A 22,558-nucleotide genomic window follows, 5' to 3' on the forward strand; every position below is an offset into this window, starting at 1 on the left:
CCGTCATGGTAGCCCATGGTCGACGGACATTGTCCGTCAGCCGGGGTATGGGCACATGCAAGTTGCGTGTGCTGACATGAGACGCATGAACAACGCGAGCCCGGCGCACCTGCTCGACGGCCTGTCCGACCTGGCCCCGGCGGAACGCCGTCAGGCGGTGTCGGTGGTGGTGCTGCGGGTCTGGGAGACGCCTCAGGTCCTGCTCGACGAGATCCCGCCGATGCAGGCGCTCGCGGCGATAGCGGCGATAGCGGCGGGCCTGCCCGGTGCGCAGGGCAGACCGTGGCTCGACGACCGGCTGAGAGCCGCCGCTGTCACCGGCGTGACGAGCGAACTGGCCGGTCGCGCCCTGTGCGCCCTGGACGTCCTGGTCGGCCGCGACAGCGAGTCGGTCCCTCTGCAGCTGCACGTCTCGGACGGAGACGCTGCCGGTGCGCTACTGGACGACCTGCGGGACGTGTTGATGGACGGCATCCGCCTCGGTTGGTAGCTCCGGCGTCAGCGGCAGCCGTACGGTGAACCGCGTGCGTCCCGGGGCGCTGTCGACCTCGACCGCGCCGCCGTGCGCCGTGACGACGGCGTGCACGATCGACAGGCCCAGGCCGGTGCTGCCCGCCGCGCGGGAGCGGGAGTTGTCGCCGCGGGCGAAACGCTCGAAGATGTGCGGCCGCAGTTCCGCCGGGATGCCGGGGCCAGCGTCGGTCACCCGCAGGACCGCCGCGTCACCCTCGGCGGCCACGCCGACGATCACGGTGGTGCCCTCGGGAGTGTGCGTACGCGCGTTCGCCAGCAGATTGGCCAGCACCTGGTGCAGGCGCTGGCCGTCGCCGGTCACCGTGACGGGCTCCTCGGGCAGGTCGAGCTGCCAGTCGTGGCGCGGGCCGGCCGCGTGCGCGTCGCTGACCGAGTCCACCACCAGCATCGTCAGGTCCACCGGGTCGTGCGCGAGCGGCCGACCGGCGTCCAGGCGGGCGAGCAGCAGCAGATCCTCGACCAGCGTGGTCATCCGGCCCGCCTCCGACTCCACCCGGCGCAGCACGTGGGCGATCTCCTCCGGCACCGGCTGGCGGCTGCGGCGGCTCAGCTCGGCATAGCCGCGGATCGCCGCGAGCGGGGTGCGCAGCTCGTGGCTCGCGTCGGCGACGAACTGGCGTACCTGTGTCTCGCTGGCGTGCCGCGCCTCGAGCGCGTTGCCGACGTGGTCGAGCATCCGGTTGAGCGCGGCGCCGACGGCGCCGACCTCGGTCCGCGGGTCGGTGTCGGATTCGGGCACCCGCTGGGCGAGCTCCACCTCGCCCCGGTCGAGCCGGAGCTCGGAGACCTTGGTCGCGGTGGCCGCGACCCGGCTCAATGGCCTCAGATCGCGCCGGATGATGGCGGCGCCGGCCCACCCGGCCGCGACCAGCGCCAGGACCACGGCTCCTCCGGTCACCCAGGCGACGGCCAGCAGTGTCTCCCGTGTCTCGGCGAGCGGCACCGCGGCCACGACCACGCCGCCCGGAACGGCCGTGGAGATCACGCGGTAGTCGCCGAGCTCGCCCAGGTCGATGTCGGTTGGGTTGTTGTTCGGCGTGACCTGGCTCAGCTGGGTCACCGTCGCGTCTGGCAGGGGCGCGAGCTTGTTTTCGGGAAAGTTGTCGTCATCGGTACCCAGCGAGACGATCCCACCCTTCACACCGCCCGCGCTCCTGAGCTGAACGAAGATCGAGTCGTCCTGGGCGCCGGGCGGCGGGTCGTCCCTGATCTGCCTGCCGCCGGGGCCCGGGCCGCCGGGGGGACCGGGACGGGGCTGTGCTCGGCTGGCCATCGCCTTCAGCTGGGAATCGAGGCGGTCGTAGAGGGTCTTGTGCAGGTAGATCTCGGCGGTGGCGCCGACGACCAGGCCCAGGATGGCGAGCAGGACGATCATGAGGGCGATCAGGCGAGTGCGCAGCGGCCAGGTCGCCGGGGAGCGCCAGCGGGCCGGGCGGGCGGTGGCGATCACGTCAGTCCGCCGGCTTCAGGACGTAGCCCGCGCCGCGCATGGTGTGGATCATCGGGTTGCGTCCCGCGTCGATCTTCTTGCGCAGGTAGGAGATGTAGAGCTCGACGACGTTGGCCTGGCCGCCGAAGTCGTAGTTCCACACCCGGTCGAGGATCTGGCTCTTGCTGAGCACCCGGCGGGGGTTGCGCATCAGATAGCGCAGCAGCTCGAACTCGGTCGCGGTCAGGGTGATGAGATCACCGCCGCGGCGCACCTCGTGGCTGTCCTCGTCCAGGGTCAGGTCGCCGACGATCAGCTCGGAGTCCGTCCGCATCGGCGAGCGGCCCATCCGGCGCATCAGGCCGCGCAGCCGGGCGACGACCTCCTCCAGGCTGAACGGCTTGGTGACGTAGTCATCGCCACCCGCGGTCAGGCCGGCGATGCGGTCCTCGACGGAGTCCTTGGCGGTCAGGAAGAGCACCGGCACGTCCGGCGTCTCGCCGCGCAGCCGGCGCAGCACCTCGAGGCCGTCGAAGTCCGGGAGCATCATGTCGAGGACGACGGCGTCCGGGCGGAAGTCCCGGGCGGTGCGTACGGCCGCCTGGCCGTCGCCCGCGCTGCGCACGTCCCAACCCTCGTAGCGCAACGCCATCGACAGGAGCTCGGCCAGGGTCGGCTCGTCGTCGACCACGAGGACCCGGACCGGGCTGCCGTCGGGCCGCTGGAGCTCACCGCTGGGGGCTGCGTTCGCCATCGTCATGCCCTAACTGTCGTGGGCCTCGCTTTGTGGCGGCTTTCCGCTTCCTGTGTAGCACCTGTGTATCCCCATCCACCGGCGTTCTGCCCGCGAGAGCCCGACACTGCGTGTCAAAACGGACTAATACTCTGAGACTCCGCATAATTCCCGCGTTGTGTCGGTCGGGTGAGCGGAGAAGCAGGTGCGACTGGGCCGTATCGGAGGCGCCGTCGCGGCGCTGATCCTGGCCGCGATGCCCGGGTCGCCCGCCGCCGCTCAGGGCACGTACCCGCCCGGAGTCACGGCCGAGACGATGCGGATCGCGAGCGCCGGCACGGCCGCCGTCGCCGCCGGCGGGGCGCACTCGTGCGCGATCACCAGCCTGGGCGATGTGTACTGCTGGGGCGACGACTCCTCGGGGCAGCTCGGCGACGGCGCCCGGCCACACGGTTTCGCCGAGCCCGTCGTGGCACTGCGCAACGCCGTACGGGCCGACGCCGGCCGGGCGCACACCTGTGCCATCGACGCCGACGGCGTGGCGTTCTGCTGGGGCGACGACTCGGCGGGACAGCTCGGCGACGGCGCGCACACCGACCGCGACGCGCCACACCCGGTCGAGGCGCTGCGGGGACGGACCCTCGTCACGATCGCCACCGGCGCCCGGCACACCTGTGCGGCCGACGACGAGGGCGCGGCCTGGTGCTGGGGCGACGGCGCGCGGGGACAGCTCGGCGTGCCGGACGCGCGCGGGTCGGCGACCCCGGTGCGGGTGCGTACGGGCGGCCGAACCGACGACCCGATCGTCGACATCGCGGCGGGCGGCGACACCACGTGCGCCGCGACCGCGGGCGGCTCGGCGTACTGCTGGGGCGTCGACCCGGCGGGCGGCGACGATCGGCCCGGGCCCGCGGCGGTCACCACCGGCGGCAAGGTGCGTCAGGTGGCGGTCGGTGGCCGACAGGCATGCGCCCTGGACCCGGACGGTGCGGCGTACTGCTGGGGCGCCGCGACCAGGCGCGCCGGGCCGTTCACCACGATCAGCGCGGGCGCCGGGCATGCCTGCGGCCTCGACCGGGCGGGACGGGCGTACTGCTGGGGTGACGGCGGGGACGGGCGGCTGGGCAACGGCCGCACCGCCGACCGGGCCGCGCCCATCGGCGTCGAGGTGGACGCGGAGTTGGCCGCCATCGACGCGGGCAACGCGCACAGCTGTGCCGTGGACACCCGCGGATACACGTTCTGCTGGGGTTCGGGCGCTGATGGGCAGCTCGGTGCGCGGGCTACGACGCTTTCCGCCGTACCGATGCGGGTCGAGGGTCTGCCGCGCGCACCCGGCGCGGCGACCGGCGTGCGGGTGCGTGCCCTCGACGGTGGCCTGCGGGTTTCCTGGCGTCCGCCGGCCGATCTGGGCAGTGGGCAGTTCGAGTACGTCTGGGTGACGACCGCCGATCACGAGTCCGGGTGCACGCTCGGTGCGCTCACGATCCAGGGCTGCGACCTGACGGACCTGCGTAACGGCCAGGAGTACGACGTCGCCGTGGTGGTGAAGACCAGCGACGGCATGACGGTCGGCGACCTCGTCACGGCGACACCGGCCGCGGTCGCACCCGATCCGGTCGGTGTCGCCGCCCCGAGCGGTGAGTTGCAGCCGGGGGCCGGCGGCGGGCTGCCGGTGACCGGGCTGAGCCCGGTCGCCCTGGTCGCCATCGGCACGATGCTGCTCGGCGGCGGCCTGGTCGCCCTGCTCGTCAGGAAGCCGCCGTCTCCAGCGCCGCGTCGCGGACCAGTTCGGCCCCGTCCTTGAGCCGTTCGGTGGCGTAGACCCGGTTCCAGTTGGTCCACGTCACGTCGCCGGCCGGCTGGTCGGTGCCGGCGGCCGAGAGGGTCACGCCGACGCCGGGCACGATCATGCGGGTCAGCCGCTTGCCCTTGGGCACCCCGACCTCGTGCATCGACGGGTCGGCAAATCCGAGCATTGCCCACGGCACCCGCACGACCAGGTCGTTGCCCTCGCGGTACCACAGCGCCCGGCTGTCGTCGCCGGGCCGGCCATACCGCAGCAGTCCCGCGTTCTGCAGCTCGGCCGGCAACCGTCTGCCGGTGGACGGGACCGTCAGATCCCGGTTCACGACCAGCTCAAAGAGCCGCCACCCATCCGGCGCCGGGGTGCGGAGCCTGGCCGGCACGGCGTAGTCGAGCGGCACCGGATCCAGCTCCCGCCGCAGGTACGCCTGCCCGCCACGCGCCACGAGGTCGAGCACGAACGCGGCATCCGCCTCGGCGCTGCCGGATCCGGGCGCGGGCGTGCCGGTGAGCCCGGGCAACACGTCGAATCCCAGGGTCAGGGCACTGGGCGGTGACTCGCCGAGGCCGACGCGCAGGTGCACGTAGGACTCGTCCACCCGCGCGGTCACCCGCCGGGCCGGCCAGGCGGACTTGTCGTCGACCAGATAGGCCGCCGGCGCGTCGGGCGAACCCGCCGCGTCCATCGCGACCAGCCCGAAGTGCTGCTCGTTGGTGAGCGGGTCGTGCCACAGCTGGCGGCGCTCGCTGTCGGAGTGAGTAATGGTGTTCCAGGTGAACTTGAACCACTCGTCCACCCAGGCGAAGAGGAAGCCGCCGGCCAACCCCTGATCCTTGATCAGCCGCAGCAGCTCGGCGTCGATCCGCATCGCTTCGCGCTCGCTGTGGTCGCCCTGCGAACGACCGAGCGGTCCGTGGTGCGCCGAGCCGAGCGAGGACGGCACCCCGAACTCCGTGATCAGCGTGGGCATGTCGCGGTGGTGGCGTTTCAGGGCGGCGAGATAGCCCGCGTACGGGTCGGCCCGCCCGCCGTACTGGTATCGCTGGAGCGCCGGCTCGTGTCGCTGGAAATCCGGGTAGTACGGGTACGCGTGGTAGCTCGCGAACGTCCCCGCGGGCCAGGCGGTGGTCGGCAGCACGTGGTTGGCGTCGAGCTGCAGCAGGTCCTCCTGCCCGAGGGGTTCCTCGGGATGGCGCAACGGGTCTGTGGTCGGCCAGTTGACGAAGGCGATCGGCTGGCTCAGCCCCTGTGCCGCCTCGTACCCGGCCAGTTCGTCCATCCGCGCGGCCAGCCAGCGTTCGGTGGGTGAGGCGGCGGCGGTGCTGCGGAAATAGCGGCCCCGTGCGGCCGGGGCGGCACGATTGCGCAGGTCGGAGGCGTGGGTCGCGTCCGGGTCCAGCTCCAGCCCGACGATCCAGCCGGCGATCCAGCCGGTGACGTCGGTGTCCCAGGTGCCGCTTGCCCGCCCGGCCCGGGGCGCACGCTCGAGCCGGCCGCGCACGGCGGCGCTCGCGTCGCGCAGCTCGTCCTGGAACGCCCGGGTGACGGCCGGGTCGAAGAGGTTCTGCTTCGCGACGTAGGACTCGTCGGGCGGGTAGACGCCCTGCATGAGATACAGCGGGCGGTCCGGTTCGGCGCGGTTGTGGCGGGCCAGCTCCTGGTAGAACGCGGGCGGGTGGATTGTGTAGATCCGCAGCACCCGGATGCCGAGCCGGCCCATGGCGGCGAACCAGGTGCGGTACTGCGTCGCGGTGATGGACAGCTCGCCGGGCTGGTGGCCGGCAGTGGTGCTGCCGAGGTTGACGCCGGGCAGGAAGGTCTGGATTCCGCTCGCCGTCCGCAGCTCGAAGGTCTGCCCGCGGGCCACCGCCACGCTGGCGAGGCCGCCCTCGAGCCGTGCGGTCGGCGCCCAGGACGGCCCGGCGGGCGGCGCGCCGACGGCGTCCATGCCCGCGATCGCGGAGGCTTCCGAGTGGATCGCCGACCTCGGCGCGGCGCCGGCCAGGAACAGACACATCACGAGGGTCGCGAGGCCGATGGCGGTGGCTTTGGCGCGGCCGAGGCGGGGCCGGGGTGGCGCCTCGACAAGGTGACGCGGGAAGTCGCCCACCCCGGCATTGTGCGCGTCGAGGGTTGCAGAATCGGGTGAATTGTCGGGATGCTGGGATCGGGGTCGTTCGCCGTTCGGCCGCGTTTTGTGTCAGCGTGGATCGCAGCCGGCAGCACGGGGAGGAAGCGGTTCGTGGATCTTCTCGAGGAGTACCGCAGGGCGACCGTCGTCTTCGAGTCGGGCGACCCGCTCGGCGCCGCCCGCCTGCTGGAGCCGATCGTCGAGGCGGAACCGCACAACACGGCGGTGCGTCTGCTGCTCGCCCGCGCCTACTTCAACTCGGCCCAGCTGGCGGGGGCGGAGACCCAGCTCAGGGCGCTGATCGAGCGTGATCCCTCGGACCACTACGCGCACCACGTCCTCGGCCGCACCTTGGAACGGGCCGGCCGCTTCCGCGAGGCTCTCCCGCACCTGCGGCTCGCGGTGGCGATGAAGCGCCACGACGACTACGAACAGGCCCTGCGCCGGGTGGAGGCGTGGCTAGGTAAGAACGACGGCCGCGCCGGCTGAGTAGGCTGCCGACGTGAAGCTCAAACTGGATCTCCACGACATCTTCAACAAGGGCACCGAGATCGACAAGGCGCTGCGCGGCATCATCGACGAGGCGATCCAGAAGAAGGCGACCCTGGTCGAGATCATCCCCGGCAAGGGCAGCGGGCAGCTCAAGAAGAAGGTGCTGCGCTTCCTGGACCAGAAGGAGATCAAGCAGCTCTACCACCGCGTCGAGAAGGACGGGGACAACTGGGGACGGCTGTTCATCCACTTCCGGTTCGACGTGTCGACGGGCCGCCGCGGCCGCGGGCGCTAGAACGAATAGGTCTTCGCGACGGCGAGCATCTCGGAGCTGTGTGAGCCGACCACGCCGACGTCCGCCGGCCGGGGCCGGAAGCCGGGAAGGGCGGAGAGCCCGTCACTGGCGTCCATGACGCGCAACCTCAGCGGCGCCCCCGCCGGCACGGTCAACGTCACCTCGACGCCGGTCGCCGGCGGGGCGTGGAAGACGAAACCGAAGCCCCAGGTGCCGCCACCGATCCGGTCGGCCGCTACGGTGCGTCCGCCCACGGTGGCCGACCGCACCTCAGCCTGCGCTGCCACGTGCAGTGTCACCATGCGCACCGGTCGCTTCGGGACCAGCAGCAGGGTCACCGTCCGCCGGTCGTCCGCGGTCGTGTCGGCGGTCGTCGTGAGCTCGGGTGCCGGCAGGGCCGCCGGCTGGGCGGGGCCGGTGAGCAACTCGTCGGTGCCGAAGGCGGGCAGGGTGTCGGCGACCGAGGAGGGTGCCCCGCCCACGTACTGGGCGGTCCAGGCGGACGGGGTGCTCGACTCGCTGAGCCAGCGCGCCTGGTTGGTGTCGGCGTCCAGCGCGTACATGAGGTGGGTGGGCGCCGGATGGGTGCGATCGAAGCGGTCGACCGCCAGGCCGGTCGCGACGAAGGCGATTATGGCCACCGCGGCGGCGAGAGCCGGCAGGGCGCCGCGCCGGCGGGCGCGCAGGGCGGCGATTCCCCGCTGGCCCCCCGCCTCGGGGTGGACGAGGTCGATGACCGGCAGCAGCGACAGCGCCAGGAGCACGGCGAAGACCGCGCCGGCCGCCGCCAGGTTCATGCCCATGGCCGGGAAGAACATGAGCAGGGTCGGGACCAGCACGACCACCCCGGCCGCCGCACCTAGCGTCACGGCCAGCGCCGGGGCCCAGCCGGCGAGCGGCCCCCGTCCGCGCCCGCGCAGCAGCACCGCGGCGACGCCGGCCACGCCGCCCGCCAGCGCGGGCAGGGCGGTGAGGTAGGACCCTCCCGGCGCCAGGCCGGCCAGGACCAGGCCGAGCAGCGCCAGCCAGCCGAGGCCGGCGACGGCCAGGGCGGCGGGGCCCAGCCGGCGGCGCAGCAGCGCGTACCAGGCGAAGACCACGGCCGCCGCGAGGGCCAGGATCGCGAGCCGATACCACCACGGGCGGTACGGGTCGATCGGCATTTCCGCGTACCCGGGACGGATGAATTTGATCGTGATCCACAGAAGCTGCGCCAGTGCCGGGACGGCCAGGACGGGCACCAGGGCGAGGCCGAAGGCGCCCAGCAGCCGTGGAGCCGTGGCCATGCCGCGCCGGCGCGCCAGCCAGGCCAGGGCGAGGACCGCCAGCAGGGCGCCCGCCGCGAGGGGCCAGATCCACGAGCTCGGGTAGTGCACCAGCGCGCCGGGCACCGGGAAGTACGTCGCGTCGCCCGAAGAGCGCAGCCCCGGCAGATCGCGGTCGCCCAGGTCGCGGGTGAGCGCCAGAACGTTGACGCCGTGGTGTTGCAGGCTGTCCTTGTCCATCGAATCCGGCGTGTCCACGGGGGTGTGGTAGACGGCCGCGCCGTCGATGTACGCGCTGTTGAGGCCGGTGAACCCCCGCTCGCGGAACGCGGTGAAGTCGGTGTTGTTCGGCAGCAGGCGGTAGACCTCCACCGCGAACGAGGTGCCCACCGGCGCGGGAGCGCGCGCGAAGGCGCCCACCAGGCCGGCGTTGTCGGCGGCGGTCTCGAACATGATCGCCGGCCCGCTGCTGCCGCGGGCCTCCAGGTTGAGCACCACACCGCCCTGCTGGGCCAGCGGGTGCTGCTCGACGAAGGCCTGCGCGCCGCACAGGCAGGCCTCCTCGGCGTCGGTCAGCACGAACACCACGTCGTTGCGCAGCCGCGGGCCGCTGGTCAGGGCGCGGGCGGCCTCCAGGATCGCCGCGGCGCCGGCGCCGTCGTCGTTGGCGCCCGGTCCGGTCTGCGCCGAGTCGTAGTGCGCCACCAGGAAGATCCGGCCGGTCGAGGCGGTGCCCGGCCACAGCGCGACCACGTTGCGTACGCGGGCCACGCCGACGCCGCCGGCACTCGAGGACAGCCGGGCACCCTGTGTCGTGACCGTGTCCTGCACCTCGGGTGAGAGGCCGAGACCGCGCAGAGTGGTCAGCAGGTGGTCGCGGACCGCGTCGTTGGCGGCGCTGCCGGCCACGTGCGGTTCGGCCGCGATGGTGCGCACGTGCGCGAACGCCCGGCCCGCGCTGAACTGCGCCGCCGGGGCGTCCGGAGGGGCGGCGGCCGGCGGGCGCACCGACTGCCCCGCGAGAACACCGGTCACCACCAGGAACAGGACCGCGGCGAGGGCCGCCCAGCCCCGGCGCGTCGGACGAGCGGGTGCCCGATCCGCGGCCTCGATCCTCGGCACGCCCTTCAACGGATCCTCCCAGGGGTCCCCTAGCCAAGCGATCTTACGGTCCCGTGGCTTAACTTGGGAGCCGTGACAGCCCCGCTCGACCCCGCCGCCGTCCTCGCCGAGTTCGTCGAGCGGGTCGCGCCGTACGACCCGACGCCCGAGGCCGGTCCGGTCGCCGTGCTCGGCCTGCGTACCGCCCTTGGCGAGGCGACGTTCCAGCTCGGCGACCATGTCGTCCGCGCGATGTGCCGGGCGCTGGAGGCCTACCGCGACCCCGAGGACCGGGGTTCCTGCATCGCCTGCGGCGGCCGCCGGCTCGACGAGAACCTGCACTGCCGCGACTGCGGCCGGTTGCACGGCATCCTCGGCGAGGTCATCGCCCGGCATGCCCGGCGGGTCGCCGAGGATCCTTCCTACGGCCCGTCGGCATGACCGAGGCTCCGTCACGCTGTGTCGTCGCATGGCCAGCACGGTGCCCGGACGGGGTGGCCGGTGTTGTGCGCCCGCGACCGGTAATGGACGATCAGCGGGTCACGCCCGAAGGAGGAGTCTCGTCATCAAGCGTCCCCGCCGAGCCGGTGCCGCCGCCCCGCATACCGCCCACGCTTCGACGTCGGGCGGGGTGAGGTCGTGACCGAATTGACGGCTCCCGGCCGGGTGATGGTGCCGGAGCGGCTGCGGATCCTGCTCGTGGAGGACGACGAGGGCGACGCGTTCCTGGTCCGCGAGCTGCTGGTCGAGGCGGGCGCGTCGTTCGACCTGCAGATCGCCACGACCCTGCGCGAGGCCCAGGGCCTGATGCGCGGGGTCCAGTGCGTGCTGCTCGACCTCGGCCTGCCGGACGCCGAAGGCATCGACGGCCTGCGCAAGCTGCTCGCCCTGGCTGGCAGCGCGGCGGTGTGCGTGCTCACCGGGCGTTCCGACGAGCACCTCGGAGTCCAGGCGGTGGCCGAGGGCGCCCAGGACTACCTGGTCAAGGGCCAGGTCGACGGCGTCCTGCTGGTGCGGGCGCTGCGCTACGCGGTCGAGCGCAAGCGGGCCGACGAGAACGCGCAGCGGCTGCGCGAGGCCGAGCTGCGCCAGGCCGAGTCCGCCCGGCTCGAGCGCGGCCTGCTGCCCCAGCCGCTGATGCAGACCACCGAGGTGGCCGTGCACACGTTCTATCGCTCCGGTCGCGCGATGGGCCTGCTCGGCGGCGACTTCTTCGACGTCGTCCAGATCGGCGACAGCAAGCTGCACGTGATCGTCGGCGACGTCTGCGGGCACAGCGTGGACGAGGCGGCGCTCGGGGTCGAGCTTCGGGTCGCGTGGCGCGCGCTGGTGCTCGGGGGCGTACCCGAGGATCAGATCCTGGCCGCCCTGGAGCAGGTGCTGATGTCCGAGCGGCGGGCGCGGGAGGTCTTCGCCACCGTGGCGATGGTCTCCATCGACCTCGCCGGCAACCGCGCCACCGTGCGCCTCGCCGGGCACCCACCGCCGGTGCTGCTCTCCGGCGGCAAGGCCGCGGCGGTGACCGCGCGGACGGGCATCGTTCTCGGCGTACGACCCACGCCCACCCCCGCGACCGACCTGGAGTTCTTCGGCGATGACTGGTCCCTGTTGATGTATACCGACGGGCTGATCGAGGGCCACACCGGCGAGGGCGACGAGCGCCTCGACGTCGAGGGCCTCTGCGGCCTGCTCGCCCAGCCCGCCGCCAGGGACGTGCCGCTCGCCGCGCTGCCCGCCTGGCTCGTCGGCCGGGCCGAGCAGGGCAACGGCGGCCCACTCGCCGACGACGTGGCCATGCTGCTGATCTCGCGCGGCGGTGGGCGGTGAGCCTGCTGCGCGTCGCCACCTGGACGTTGCGCGGCCGGGTCCTCGCCCTCTGCGTGACCGTCGGCCTGTTGCTCGCCGTGCTGGGCGGGATCGCCGCGTTCACCGCCGCGGAGAGCAATCGGCAGCTCGACGAGGTCGTCAACCGGGCCACCCCGATGCGCGCGGCGGGGGAGCGGCTCAACACCGCCGTCGTCGATCAGGAGACCGGCGTCCGCGGATATGCGATCACCGGCCGCGACACGAACCTTCAGCCGTACCGTGAGGGTCGCGCCTCGGAGGAGTCCGTCGTCGCGCTGATCGACGGGCTCCTGAGGTCGGGCCCGCTGGACGACGCCATCCGGGCCGACCTGGCGCAGGTGCGGGCCCGCAGCGACACCTGGCACCGCAGCGTCGCCGAGCCGATCCTCGACGCCGTCCGCGTCGAGGGGCCGGATGCCGGGCAGGCGCTGGTGGAGGCCGGCAGCACAGCCGAGTTCGACGCGCTGCGCTCGGCCATCGAGAAGATGCAGACCGACATCGGCGTGCTGCGCGATCGGGCGGCGGCGCAGGCCAAGGAGACCAGCCAGCGCATGGTCGCGCTCCAGGTCGCGGCGGCCGCGATCATCGTCATCGCCGGCGTGTCGTTGCTGCTGCTCCTCGATCGGCTGGTGAGCCGGCCGGTGACCGACCTGGCGACGCAGGTGCGCGAGGTGGCGGACGGCGACTTCGACAAGCACATCGAGAGCAGCGGCTCCCCGGAGTTGCGCGAGCTCGCCGACAATGTGGACGGCATGCGGAAGAAGATCGCCGCCGAGCTCGCCGAGGTCCGCGAGGCCCGCCAGCAGATCGAGTGGGTCAACGAGCAACTCAAGCTGCAGGCGGAGGAGCTGACCCGCTCCAACCGTGACCTCGAGCAGTTCGCGTACGTGGCGTCGCACGACCTGCAGGAGCCGCTGCGCAAGGTGGCCAGCTTCTGCCAGCTCCTCCAGCGCCGCTACGCCGGGCAGATCGACGATCGTGCCGACCAGTACATCGCGTTCGCGGTGGACGGGGCGCAGCGCATGCAGCGGTTGATCAACGACCTGCTGGCGTTCTCCCGGATCGGCCGGCTCACCGCGGGCTTCACGGACGTCGACCTCGACCGGGTGCTGACCGAGGTGAAGTCTCAGCTGGAGCCCCGGACCGGTGCGGACGGCCGGATCGTCTGGACGGACCTGCCGACGGTCGAGGGCGAGGAGCCGCTGCTCACCACGCTGTTCGTCAACCTGATCGGCAACTCCCTCAAGTTCCGCCGTCCGGACGTGCCCCCGGTCATCACGGTGACCGCCGAGGGGGACGAGGACGAGTGGCGCATCAACGTCCGCGACAACGGCATCGGCATCGAGGCCGAGTTCGCCGACAAGGTCTTCGTGATCTTCCAGCGCCTGCACGGTCGTGACGCCTACGAGGGCACCGGAATCGGACTGGCCATCGTGAAGAAGATCGTCGAATATCATGGCGGCCGGATCTGGCTCGATCTCGACGTCACCGAAGGCACCTCCATCTGGTTCACGTTGCCCCTGGTGGCCGGGATTCCGGTGCAGGAGAAACTGAAAGAGGTCGGCGCATGACCGGAGCGGTTCGGCAGGACGGCACGCCCATCGAGGTGCTGCTCGTGGAGGACGACCCCGGCGACGTGCTCATGACGCAGGAGGCGTTCGAGGAGCACAAGGTCCGCAACCGGCTCACGGTGGTCTCCGACGGCGCCGAGGCCCTGTCCTACCTGCGCCGCGAGGGCCAGTACGCCGGCGCCGTACGCCCGGATCTGATCCTGCTCGATCTCAACCTGCCGCGCCGTGACGGCCGGGAGGTGCTCGAGGAGATCAAGAAGGACGACGAGCTGTGCCGCATCCCGGTCGTCGTGCTCACCACGTCCGCCGCCGACGAGGACATCCTGCGCAGTTACCAACTGCACGCCAACGCGTACGTCACCAAGCCCGTCGACTTCGAGCGGTTTATCTCGGTGATCCGCCAGATCGACGACTTCTTCGTCAGTGTCGTGAAGTTGCCACCGCGTGCGTGACGACCTGATCGAGTCCGTCACCGACCTGGTCCGGGAGGTCGCGCGGACGATCGTGCTGCCGCGCTGGCGCCGGCTCAACACCGGCGACGTGCGGGAGAAGTCGCCCGGAGATCTCGTCACCGTCGCGGACCAGGAGTCCGAGCGGGCGCTGACGTCGGGGCTGACCGCGCTGCTGCCCGGCTCGACCGTGGTCGGCGAGGAAGCGGTCGCCGCGGATCCGTCGGTGCTGGACCGCCTCGGCGGGAACGGCCCGGTGTGGGTGGTGGACCCGGTCGACGGCACCAACAACTTCGCCGCGGGCAAGCGGCCCTTCGCGGTGATGGTGGCACTCGTGCGCGACGGCGAGCCGGTGGCCGGCTGGATCCTCGACGTGCCCGACGACCGGATGGTCGTCGCGGAGGCGGGCAGCGGCGCCTACGTCGATGGTCTGCGGCTCAAGACCCGGTCCGACGATCCGGCCGCCGACGCGCTGACGGGCTCGATCTCCCGCACCTATTTCCCGGACGACCTGCGCGCGGGCATCGACGCGAACGCCTCCCGGCTCGGCCAGGTCACCGGCGGGCATCACTGCGCCGGGTACGAGTACCCGTGCGTCGCCACCGACGAGCAGCAGTTCGCGGTCTTCTGGCGCGTCCTGCCCTGGGACCACGCGCCCGGCTCCCTGATCCTGCGGGAAGCCGGCGGCGCGGTGCTGCACCTGGACGGCTCGGCGTACCGGCCGGAGAGCGCCGAGCGGGGGCTGCTCATCGCGGCGAACCACGACATCTGGCACACCGTACGCGGCACGCTGCTCTCCCCGTAGGAGGTCCGTTCCCCGTGGCTTCGTACCTCGACGAGCTCTTCGGTCTCAACGGCCGGACCGCGATGGTGACCGGTGGCAGTTCCGGGATCGGCCGCGCGATGGCCGAGGCGCTGGGCCGAGCCGGCGCCCGCGTGGTGCTGGTCGCACGGCGACCCGGGCCGCTGGGGGAAACCGCTCACGCGCTGGCGGCCCACGGCGTCGAGGTGGAGACGATCGCCGCGGACCTGGCGGACCGCGCGGCAGTCGCCCGGGTGACCGGGTGCGCCGACGTGGACATCCTGGTGAACGCGGCGGCGGTGAACCGGCGGCCGCCCATGGACGAGCTCACCGAATCCGACTGGGATGTCACGCTCGCCGCGAACCTGACCGCGCCGTTCCTGCTCGGGCAGCATTTCGGCAGGGCGATGGCGGCGCGCGGCTGGGGACGGATCATCAACGTCGTCTCGCAACAGGCTTTCCGGGCGTACGGCCACAGCGGCGCCTACGGCGCCGCCAAGGCGGGTCTGGTGGGTCTGACCCGCTCCCAGGCGGAGGCCTGGTCCGGCCGCGGGGTGACGTGCAACGCGATCGCTCCGGGAGTCGTGCACACCCCGTTGACCGAGCCGGTCTTCGCGGATCCTTCGGTGGCCGCCGGGCACGCGAGACGGACGATGATCGGGCGTAACGGCGTACCCAACGATTTTGTCGGTTGTGTCGTTTATCTAGCGAGTTCTTCGAGCGCTGCGGTAACCGGTCAAACACTCTTCGTCGATGGTGGCTATTCGGCGACCTGATCGATCTGCTTCCACCGGTGGGAGCGAGGTAGAGTTCCCCGCGCTTACCACTTGGAGGTTGATCGTGGCGGCGACTTACCTACGCCAAGCGAAGCACGTACTCGCGCTGTTGGCGGCAGTCCTCGTGCTGCTCGTCGCGCCCCCGGCGGCGCATGCCGAGCCCGACGAGGAGGGCGGCTCGAAGACCCTGCGGGCGCAGCTCGAGTCGGCGGCCAAGGGACACGTTCAGGCCAAGCAGAAGCTGGAAGCATCCAAGAAGCGCCAGGTCACGCTCAAGGCCGCCCTCAAGCAGGCCCAGGGCAAGACCGCGGAGCTGTCGGGCCGGGTCCAGGAGATCGCCGGCCGTTCCTACCGGCAGGGCCGGCTCACCACCATGACGATGCTGCTCGGCAGCACCTCGCCCGACGCACTGATCGACCGCATGCTGAGCCTCGACCAGATGGCCCAGGTCGACGGCCGCGCCCTGGCCGGATATCGGGACGCCGCGACCATCGCCGAGAAGGCGACCAAGGCCATCGAGCTCGAGATCAAGGAGCAGCAGAAACAGGTCACGGTCATGGCCAAGAAGAAGCAGCAGGCGCAGGACGCCCTCGCCGCGGCCGGCGGCGGACAGGTCGCCGGCGGCTTCGTCAGCGCGAACTCGCCGCTGGCCAAGGCGGCACCGCGCAACTCCGACGGCTCGTGGCCCGGCGAGGGGTGCACCGTCGACGACCCCACCACCGGCGGCTGCATCACGCCGAGGCTGCTGAACGCCCACCGGCAGGCGCAGGCGGCCGGCTTCAAGCGGTACACCTCCTGCTTCAGCCAACGTGCCTCCGGCGAACACCCGCAGGGCAAGGCCTGTGACTACTCCGCGGCCGCGGGTGGGTTCCAAAACGTCAACGCCAGCGGGGGAGACCGCACCTACGGCAACAACCTCGCCGCGTTCTTCGTCAAGAACGCCGACCGCCTCGGCGTGATGTACGTGATCTGGTATCGCCAGATCTGGCTGCCCGGCTCGGGGTGGCGCACCTACAACGGCGGCTCCGGCGGCCCGGCCGCGGCACACACCAACCACGTGCACCTGTCGATCCTGTAGGGCCTACCGGGAATCAAGCGTCATCGTCGGTACCATCCGCCGATGGACTCCCCACGGGCTCTCCCGTCCGGCCTGGCCACCGCACTCGTCTTCTTCGCCAGTGGGGCCGTGCTCGTCCTCGAGATCGTCGCGTTGCGGCTGGTCGGGCCGTACGTCGGCGTGACCCTCCAGGTCAGCAGCTCGGTGATCGGCATCGCGCTGGCCGCCATCGCGTACGGCACCTGGCTCGGCGGCCGGCTGGCGGACAGGTACGACCCCCGGACCCTGCTCGCCCCCGCGCTGCTGCTGGCCGCGATCACCACGGCGATCACGCTGCCGCTCGTGCGCTGGGGCGGCGAGTGGCTGCGCGGCGGCGCGGCGTCAGCCGTGCTGCTGCTCGCCGCGCTGGCCGTCTTCCTGCCCGCGTTCCTGCTCTCCACGATCACCCCGATGACCGTGAAGCTCCAGCTGGGCGACCTGCGGCGGACCGGTGAGGTGGTGGGCCGGCTCTCCAGCTTCGGCACCCTGGGCGCGATCACGGCGACGCTCGGCACCGGCTTCATCTTCGTCGCCGCCATGCCGAGCAGTTGGATCGTGCTGACCCTCGCCGCGCTGCTCGCCGTCGCCGGCGTCGGGCTCGGCTGGTGGCTGCGCCGCCAGCGGCCCGACCTCGAGCCGGGACGGCCGAAGGCCCGGGCGATGCTGGTCACCGTGGGGCTGGTGGGCGCCGGGCTGGGGGCCTCGGCGCCGACACCCTGCGACATCGAGACCGCCTACCACTGCGCCCGGGTCGAGGCCGATGCCCACCGGGCCGGCGGGCGGACGCTGATCCTCAACTCGGCGCGGCACTCGTACGTCGACCTCGACGATCCGACTCACCTGGAGTTCGCCTACATCCAGTGGATCGGCGCGCTGGTCGATGTCCAGAAGTCCGCTGCCGCGCCCCTTGACGCCCTGCACCTGGGCGGAGGCGGCTTCACCGTGCCCGCGTACCTCGCGGCGACCCGGCCCGGCAGCGACCAGCTCGTCGTCGAGCTGGACGGCGACCTGGTGAAGCTGGACGAGCGCGAGCTCGGCCTCACCACCGGACCACAGCTGCGGACCCGGGTCGGCGATGCCCGGGTCGGGCTCGGCGAGCAGGACGACCGGTCGTACGACCTCGTGGTCGGCGACGCCTTCGGCCACCTCGTGGTCCCGTGGCATCTTGCCACCCGCGAGATGGCCGCGGAGGTCTCCCGCGTGCTGCGCGACGACGGTATGTATGCCCAGAATGTCATCGACTATCCGCCGAACCGCTTCATCCGGGCCGAGCTCGCCACCGTCGCGGACGTCTTTCCGCACGTGGCGGTGATCGCCCCCAAGGCAGCCCTCGCCGGGGAGATCGGCGCGAACTTCGTCATCGTGGCCTCGGCGTCCCCGCTCCCGCTGGACGAGATCCGCAACCGCCTCGACCTCGTCGACGAGCCGGTCGAACTGGTGTCCGGAACGGCCCTGCGCGCCCTCATCGGCGACGCCCGGGTGCTGACCGACGACTTCGCGCCCGTCGACCAGCTGCTCGCCGGCTGAATCTGAAGGGATTTTCGAGACGCACCCTGGCCGGGTGTTCCCTCGGGCCACAATCGGCACATGGGGTGGCTGGCGACCGGACGAGAAGGCGGCCACGTCGGTGGCCGCTACCGCCTGGTCGAGCGGCTCGGCACCGGCGGCATGTCGGTCGTGTGGCGGGGCCACGACGAGGTCCTCGGCCGCCCGGTCGCGGTCAAGGTGCTGTCGCCGCAGCTCGCCGCCGACGCCGCCTCCCGCGCGCGGCTGCGGCAGGAGGCGCTGGCCGCGGCCCGGCTGTGCCACCCGCACATCACCGGCGTGTTCGACTTCGGGGAATCGCCGCTGGACGAGCGGGTGACCGTCCCGTACGTGGTCATGGAGCTCAACGACGGCGAACCGGTCTCCGCCCGGCTCCGCCGCGAGGGCCCGTTCCCGTGGCGCGGCGCGGTCACCGTGGTCGCCGAGGTTGCGTCGGCGCTGGCGACCGCACACTCGCGCGGCATCGTGCACCGCGACATCACGCCGGCGAACATCATGCTCACCGGCGCCGGTGCGAAGGTCGTGGACTTCGGCATCTCCGCACTGACCGGGCAGCGCGACGCCGCCGCGGACGGCAGCCTCCTCGGCACCCCCGCCTACCTGGCGCCGGAACGCCTCAGCGGCGACCCGGTGGCGCCCGCCGCCGACGTGTACGCGCTCGGGCTGCTCCTCTACCGGCTGCTCACCGGGCGGCTGCCCTGGCCCGCCGAGACCACCACCGAGGCGTTGCGGGCGCATCTCTACGCGGATCCTGAGCCCGTACCCGAGCTGCCCGGCATGCCCGCCGAGGTCGCCGCACTCTGCCTGCGCTGCCTTGCGAAACGTCCGGAAGACCGGCCCGGCGCGGACGAGGTGGCCACCACGCTGGCCGCGCTCGTCGGTCTTCAGCCGATCATTCCGCCGGTGACCGCGTTCGACGAGCGGAACGTGCTGGCCGGATTCCGGCCGTCTTCGCATCCCGGCCCGCGCCCCGGGCGTCGCCGCTTTCTAGGGGTGCTGCCCCTGCCGAGCCGCCTGCTGTTGCGGGCCGGACTGCGGGCCGGCCGGGCACTGCGGATCGGCGGCCCGGTGCCGCTCGGCGGCGGCCTGTTCCGCGGCGGCGTCCTGGCCCGCGACCTGCTCAACGGCGGCCGGCTCGGCCAGGCCGTCCTCGCCGCCCGGCATCGCCTGCAGGCGGCCGTGGCGACGCTCGTGCTGATCGCGGCGGTCGGCCTGGTCTGGTCGTCGACCCGCGAGCCGGTCGACGTCGGCCCCGCCCAGGCCGCGGCCGCCGGCGCCGGGCCCGGGCCGGTGGTGCCGCACGGCATGGGCTGCAAGGTTCGCTACCGGGTCCAGAAAGACACGGGTACGGACTTCGGCGCGCAGCTCACCGTGGTGAACACCGGGGAACGCCTGCTCTCCGGTTGGCGGCTGGAGTTCACGTTCACCGGCGGCCAGCGGCTCACCGACGGCCCCAAGCGGCTCTCCCAGAAGGGGCGCAAGCTGGTGCTGCGGCCGAAGAAGGGCGTACACCTGCGGCCGGGGCGGTCGGCGAGCGTGACGCTCAGCGGCAGCTACCGGGTCAGCAACCCGCTTCCGCTGAGCTTCAGCCTCAATGGCCACCAGTGTCAGGCCGAGGTCCTCGGCGCGATCGTCGTCCCGGCTCCCGCGCAGCCGGCGCCCGCGCCCTCGCGCAAGAAGGACAGGGGCAAGCCGGCGCCGACGCCGACGGCCGCCTCGCCTGCGCCGCCGCGGACCAAAGACGGCTTCTCGGTGGGCATCTAGACGGTGACGGCGGCGAACTGCTCCACTTTGGAGGTGTTGCCCGCCACGATGAGGATGCAGCCCGGCGGCACGACCGTTTCGGGGCGCGCGTACGTGAAGTCCTCACCCGGCAGCTTCGTGCCCACCACCGTGACCCCCCACTTGCTGCGCAGGCCGACGTCGGCCAGGGAGCGACCCACCGCCTCCCGGGGTGCCCGGACCTTCGCGATGGCGAAGCCGTCGTCGAACTCGATGTAGTCCAGCATCCGGCCGGTGATCAGATGGGCGACCCGCTCGCCCATCTCCGTCTCCGGAAAGATCACATGGCGGGCGCCGACCCGCGACAGGATCTGCCCGTGCTTGGCGCTGGTCGCCTTGGCCCAGATCTCGCTGACGCCGACCTCGGCGAGCGTGAGGACGGTCAGGACGCTGGTCTCCAGGTTCGTGCCGATGCCGACGACGGCCCGGGAGAATTCCTGCACACCCAGCTGGCGCAACGCGTCGGTGTCGGTCGCGTCGGCCTCCACGACGTGCGTGAGCCGGTCCGACCAGTCCTGCACGATCCGCGGGTCGGAGTCGACGCCGAGCACCTCGTGGCCGAGGTTGACCAGCGACTCGGCGACCGCGCCGCCGAAGCGGCCCAGGCCCACGACCACGACGTTGTCGATTTCTTCCTTGTCAGCCAACGAGGGGCCTCTCTTCCGGATAGCGGTAGAGCCGCCGGCGGGTGTTCAGCGCGATGGCGGTGCCGACCGCGATCGTGCCGACCCGGCCGACGTACATCAGGACGACGAGCACGACCTGCGCGGACGGCGGCAGGCTCGCGGTGATTCCGGTGCTGAGCCCGACGGTGGCGAAGGCCGAGGTGACCTCGAACAACGCCCGGTCGAACGGCACGTCGTCGGTCAACATGATCAACGCCAGCGTCCCCACGGCGACCAGGGCGACGCCCAGCAACGCGACCGTCATCGCCTGCCGCTGCGTCTCCTCGGCGATGCGCCGCTTGCGGATCACCACGTCCGGCTCACCCCGGATCTCCGCCCAAATGACGAACGCGAGCAGCAGAAACGTGGTCACCTTGATGCCACCGGCCGTGCTGGCGCTGCCGCCGCCGATGAACATCAACCCGTTCGTGAGGGCGATGGTCTCGGTGTTCGTGGCGCCCAGATCGACGCTGTTGAAGCCGCCCGACCGCGTCATGACGTCCTGGGTGAAGGCGGCCAGCACCTTGGTCGGCACGCTCAGCGGACCGAGCGTGCCCGGATTGCTCCACTCGAACGCCAGGAAGAGCACAAAGCCGATCCCGCTGAGCAGGACCGTCCCCCAGACCGTCAGGCGGGTGTGGGTGGACCAGGCTCCGGGGACACGCCACTCGCGCGCGAGCTCGAACAGCACCGGAAAACCGATCGAGCCGGCCAACACCCCCAGGGTCAGCGGCACGCAGATCCACCAGTCGCCGACGAATCGTACGAGGCTGTCGGGGTAGAGCGCGAAGCCGGCGTTGTTGAACGCCTGGACGGCATGGAACACCGCCTCCCACACGGCCCGGCCGAACGAGTAGTCGTACGCCAGCCAGAACCGCAGCGTGAGAACGACGCTGATGACCGCCTCGGACACGAACATGACAAGCGCGACCCGGATCAGGATCCCCCCGACGTTGCCGCCGAGCAGCCCTGAGCTCTCCGCCTGCGCCAGCAGCCGGCTACGCAGACCCAGCCGCCGCGACACCAGCAGGCTCAGCAGGGTCGCCAGCGTCATGATCCCGAAGCCGCCGATCTGAGACAGCACGGTGAGCAGCACCTGGCCGAAGCCGGACCAGTACGTCGGCGTGTCGACGACCGAGAGCCCGGTGACGCACACGGCGCTCGTGGCGGTGAAAAGCGCCGTGACGAACGGGGCGTGCCCCGGTTCGGCACGGGCGGCGGGCAGCATCATGAGGGCGGTGCCGATGGCGACAGCACCGAGGAAGGCCAGAGGCACGATGCGCGCCGGATAGCGCCACGGCGAGCGGGTACGCACCCCGTAACCTCCCGATCTCTTGGTTGGCCTGCTCCATTACCCGGCAGAGGGGGTGGATGACGCAACTCGACATGCGACTTTCTCCGCCCCGGTTGCCGGTCCGCCGTCACGCGCCGGGCCTTCCGTCTTGGCCCCTTGCGGTGGAACAGTGCCTTGTGGCATACGCTGCGCAGTCGGTTGAACCCGTAGCGTAGTGGTTGGACATTGGATCCCATGACGTCCTACTACGTGCCATCGCCCAAGCCGACCAAGGACTCCGGACTCAAGTTCGACATCATGGGCACGACGGTCATCGGCAACGATGAAATGCGTACGTTCTCGGCGGGGTCGGACCGGACCTTCGCGCTCGCCTATCGAAGCGACACCCGGGCACCGGCCGAGATCTTCGTCAGCGGCTTCACACCCCGCCAGAAGGCCATCGAAAAATACCCGCCGCCCTCCACGCTGGCGGCGGGCGCCGCACCCGGGGTGGCGTTGCGACTAGGCAATGTCGACATGGACACCGACTGCGCGGTCTCGCTGGCGCTCGACTTCAACATCTGCGCGCTGTTCCCGTACGACCCGATGAAGGAAGAGGAGTCGATCAAGAAAACGCCGTACATCTACCTGTGCCGCGTCGGCCAGTGGCTGGACATCTGGAAACTCCAAAGCGTGCTGGCCACCCACCTCGCCTATGCGAAAGAGGTCGCGGTCACCGAGGTCAAAGCCGAAGACATCGTCGGATGCGTCAAGGTCACCCGCACACTCTCCGGCAAAACCATCACCTATTCGATCACCGACCGCCTCGTCAACGGAAACTTCCGAACCGACGGCACGGAACCGAAGACCCTGGGACTGTCTCGCTAACGGTGTTTCCGGCGTCTTTGGTTAGTAGGTTTCGGCGGCCGGGAACCGGTCGCCGAAGGTGATCGAGAAGGCGTTCAGG

At 71.7% G+C, this 22,558-nt stretch carries 20 protein-coding genes; 14 read left to right on the top strand and 6 right to left on the bottom strand.

The window, feature by feature from the left end:
• Window positions 1-85: 85 nt before the first annotated feature.
• Complete coding sequence (locus AB0M36_RS36515) at window positions 86-490, top strand: hypothetical protein (RefSeq protein WP_364167123.1); 405 nt, start codon at window positions 86-88, stop codon at window positions 488-490.
• Here the strand turns inward: AB0M36_RS36515 and AB0M36_RS36520 are convergent.
• Together AB0M36_RS36520 and AB0M36_RS36525 are read right to left on the bottom strand one after the other, a co-directional pair.
• Window positions 437-1,909, bottom strand: coding sequence for a HAMP domain-containing sensor histidine kinase (locus tag AB0M36_RS36520; RefSeq protein WP_364167158.1), 1,473 nt, complete (start codon window positions 1,907-1,909; stop codon window positions 437-439). The genes AB0M36_RS36515 and AB0M36_RS36520 overlap by 54 nt on opposite strands.
• Window positions 1,910-1,985: 76 nt before the next feature.
• Window positions 1,986-2,723: a response regulator transcription factor gene (locus tag AB0M36_RS36525; protein WP_364167125.1), complete on the bottom strand. Its 738-nt coding sequence runs from the start codon at window positions 2,721-2,723 to the stop codon at window positions 1,986-1,988.
• A 178-nt stretch (window positions 2,724-2,901) separates the two neighbouring features.
• Between AB0M36_RS36525 and AB0M36_RS36530 the strand changes: the two genes are divergently transcribed.
• Entirely contained in the window at window positions 2,902-4,503 is a 1,602-nt protein-coding gene (locus tag AB0M36_RS36530) for a hypothetical protein (protein ID WP_364167127.1), read from the top strand.
• Here the strand turns inward: AB0M36_RS36530 and AB0M36_RS36535 are convergent.
• Window positions 4,448-6,613, bottom strand: a complete 2,166-nt coding sequence (locus tag AB0M36_RS36535) for a hypothetical protein (protein ID WP_364167129.1) — start codon at window positions 6,611-6,613, stop codon at window positions 4,448-4,450. The two genes, AB0M36_RS36530 and AB0M36_RS36535, sit on opposite strands and share 56 nt — an antisense overlap.
• Before the next feature lie 132 nt (window positions 6,614-6,745).
• Here AB0M36_RS36535 and AB0M36_RS36540 point away from each other — a divergent pair, with 132 nt between their 5' ends.
• Together AB0M36_RS36540 and AB0M36_RS36545 are read left to right on the top strand one after the other, a co-directional pair.
• Entirely contained in the window at window positions 6,746-7,123 is a 378-nt protein-coding gene (locus AB0M36_RS36540; RefSeq protein ID WP_364167131.1) for a tetratricopeptide repeat protein, read from the top strand.
• A 13-nt stretch (window positions 7,124-7,136) separates the two neighbouring features.
• A complete protein-coding gene (locus tag AB0M36_RS36545) occupies window positions 7,137-7,421 on the top strand; it encodes a Smr/MutS family protein (RefSeq protein WP_364167133.1) in 285 nt (94 codons plus the stop codon).
• Here AB0M36_RS36545 and AB0M36_RS36550 read toward each other — a convergent pair.
• Window positions 7,418-9,808 carry a M20/M25/M40 family metallo-hydrolase gene (locus AB0M36_RS36550; protein ID WP_364167135.1) on the bottom strand — a complete coding sequence of 797 codons (2,391 nt, stop codon included), beginning with the start codon at window positions 9,806-9,808 and terminating at the stop codon, window positions 7,418-7,420. The genes AB0M36_RS36545 and AB0M36_RS36550 overlap by 4 nt on opposite strands.
• 72 nt (window positions 9,809-9,880) lie before the next feature.
• Between AB0M36_RS36550 and AB0M36_RS36555 the strand changes: the two genes are divergently transcribed.
• The 9 genes from AB0M36_RS36555 to AB0M36_RS36595 all read left to right on the top strand — a co-directional run bounded on the left by AB0M36_RS36555 (window position 9,881) and on the right by AB0M36_RS36595 (window position 19,635).
• Window positions 9,881-10,228, top strand: coding sequence for a hypothetical protein (locus AB0M36_RS36555; RefSeq protein ID WP_364167137.1), 348 nt, complete (start codon window positions 9,881-9,883; stop codon window positions 10,226-10,228).
• A gap of 228 nt (window positions 10,229-10,456) precedes the next feature.
• Window positions 10,457-11,614 carry a SpoIIE family protein phosphatase gene (locus AB0M36_RS36560; protein ID WP_364167160.1) on the top strand — a complete coding sequence of 386 codons (1,158 nt, stop codon included), beginning with the start codon at window positions 10,457-10,459 and terminating at the stop codon, window positions 11,612-11,614.
• Window positions 11,611-13,203 carry an ATP-binding protein gene (locus tag AB0M36_RS36565; protein ID WP_364167139.1) on the top strand — a complete coding sequence of 531 codons (1,593 nt, stop codon included), beginning with the start codon at window positions 11,611-11,613 and terminating at the stop codon, window positions 13,201-13,203. The genes AB0M36_RS36560 and AB0M36_RS36565 overlap by 4 nt, the downstream gene beginning before the upstream one ends.
• On the top strand, window positions 13,200-13,655 hold the full coding sequence (locus AB0M36_RS36570) for a response regulator (RefSeq protein ID WP_364167141.1): 456 nt from the start codon (window positions 13,200-13,202) through the stop codon (window positions 13,653-13,655). Before AB0M36_RS36565 ends, AB0M36_RS36570 begins: the two co-directional genes overlap by 4 nt.
• Window positions 13,648-14,457, top strand: coding sequence for an inositol monophosphatase family protein (locus tag AB0M36_RS36575; protein ID WP_364167143.1), 810 nt, complete (start codon window positions 13,648-13,650; stop codon window positions 14,455-14,457). The genes AB0M36_RS36570 and AB0M36_RS36575 overlap by 8 nt, the downstream gene beginning before the upstream one ends.
• 14 nt (window positions 14,458-14,471) lie before the next feature.
• On the top strand, window positions 14,472-15,230 hold the full coding sequence (locus AB0M36_RS36580; protein WP_364167145.1) for an SDR family oxidoreductase: 759 nt from the start codon (window positions 14,472-14,474) through the stop codon (window positions 15,228-15,230).
• Between the two features lie 64 nt (window positions 15,231-15,294).
• On the top strand, window positions 15,295-16,308 hold the full coding sequence (locus tag AB0M36_RS36585) for a hypothetical protein (RefSeq protein WP_364167147.1): 1,014 nt from the start codon (window positions 15,295-15,297) through the stop codon (window positions 16,306-16,308).
• A gap of 42 nt (window positions 16,309-16,350) precedes the next feature.
• Window positions 16,351-17,853: a fused MFS/spermidine synthase gene (locus tag AB0M36_RS36590; RefSeq protein ID WP_364167149.1), complete on the top strand. Its 1,503-nt coding sequence runs from the start codon at window positions 16,351-16,353 to the stop codon at window positions 17,851-17,853.
• A 60-nt stretch (window positions 17,854-17,913) separates the two neighbouring features.
• The gene (locus tag AB0M36_RS36595) at window positions 17,914-19,635 is read left to right on the top strand and encodes a serine/threonine-protein kinase (protein WP_364167151.1); all 1,722 of its coding nucleotides are present in this window, start codon (window positions 17,914-17,916) and stop codon (window positions 19,633-19,635) included.
• Here AB0M36_RS36595 and AB0M36_RS36600 read toward each other — a convergent pair.
• The gene (locus AB0M36_RS36600) at window positions 19,632-20,300 is read right to left on the bottom strand and encodes a TrkA family potassium uptake protein (protein WP_364167152.1); all 669 of its coding nucleotides are present in this window, start codon (window positions 20,298-20,300) and stop codon (window positions 19,632-19,634) included. The genes AB0M36_RS36595 and AB0M36_RS36600 overlap by 4 nt on opposite strands.
• Window positions 20,293-21,588: a potassium transporter TrkG gene (locus tag AB0M36_RS36605; protein WP_364167162.1), complete on the bottom strand. Its 1,296-nt coding sequence runs from the start codon at window positions 21,586-21,588 to the stop codon at window positions 20,293-20,295. The genes AB0M36_RS36600 and AB0M36_RS36605 overlap by 8 nt, the downstream gene beginning before the upstream one ends.
• A 258-nt stretch (window positions 21,589-21,846) precedes the next feature.
• Here AB0M36_RS36605 and AB0M36_RS36610 point away from each other — a divergent pair, with 258 nt between their 5' ends.
• Window positions 21,847-22,479 carry a hypothetical protein gene (locus AB0M36_RS36610; protein ID WP_364167154.1) on the top strand — a complete coding sequence of 211 codons (633 nt, stop codon included), beginning with the start codon at window positions 21,847-21,849 and terminating at the stop codon, window positions 22,477-22,479.
• The last annotated feature ends 79 nt before the right edge of the window (window positions 22,480-22,558 follow it).

It is taken from the genome of Actinoplanes sp. NPDC051346, from assembly GCF_040682215.1.
In the GTDB taxonomy this organism is placed as follows: domain Bacteria; phylum Actinomycetota; class Actinomycetes; order Mycobacteriales; family Micromonosporaceae; genus Actinoplanes.

Coding starts and splice junctions, on each gene's coding strand:
- AB0M36_RS36520 (WP_364167158.1), bottom strand. CDS start 1,909: ATGATCGTCCTGCTCGCCATCCTGGGCCTGGTCGTCGGCGCCACCGCC.
- AB0M36_RS36590 (WP_364167149.1), top strand. CDS start 16,351: ATGGACTCCCCACGGGCTCTCCCGTCCGGCCTGGCCACCGCACTCGTC.
- AB0M36_RS36560 (WP_364167160.1), top strand. CDS start 10,457: ATGGTGCCGGAGCGGCTGCGGATCCTGCTCGTGGAGGACGACGAGGGC.
- AB0M36_RS36610 (WP_364167154.1), top strand. CDS start 21,847: ATGACGTCCTACTACGTGCCATCGCCCAAGCCGACCAAGGACTCCGGA.
- AB0M36_RS36570 (WP_364167141.1), top strand. CDS start 13,200: ATGACCGGAGCGGTTCGGCAGGACGGCACGCCCATCGAGGTGCTGCTC.
- AB0M36_RS36595 (WP_364167151.1), top strand. CDS start 17,914: ATGGGGTGGCTGGCGACCGGACGAGAAGGCGGCCACGTCGGTGGCCGC.
- AB0M36_RS36525 (WP_364167125.1), bottom strand. CDS start 2,723: ATGACGATGGCGAACGCAGCCCCCAGCGGTGAGCTCCAGCGGCCCGAC.
- AB0M36_RS36515 (WP_364167123.1), top strand. CDS start 86: ATGAACAACGCGAGCCCGGCGCACCTGCTCGACGGCCTGTCCGACCTG.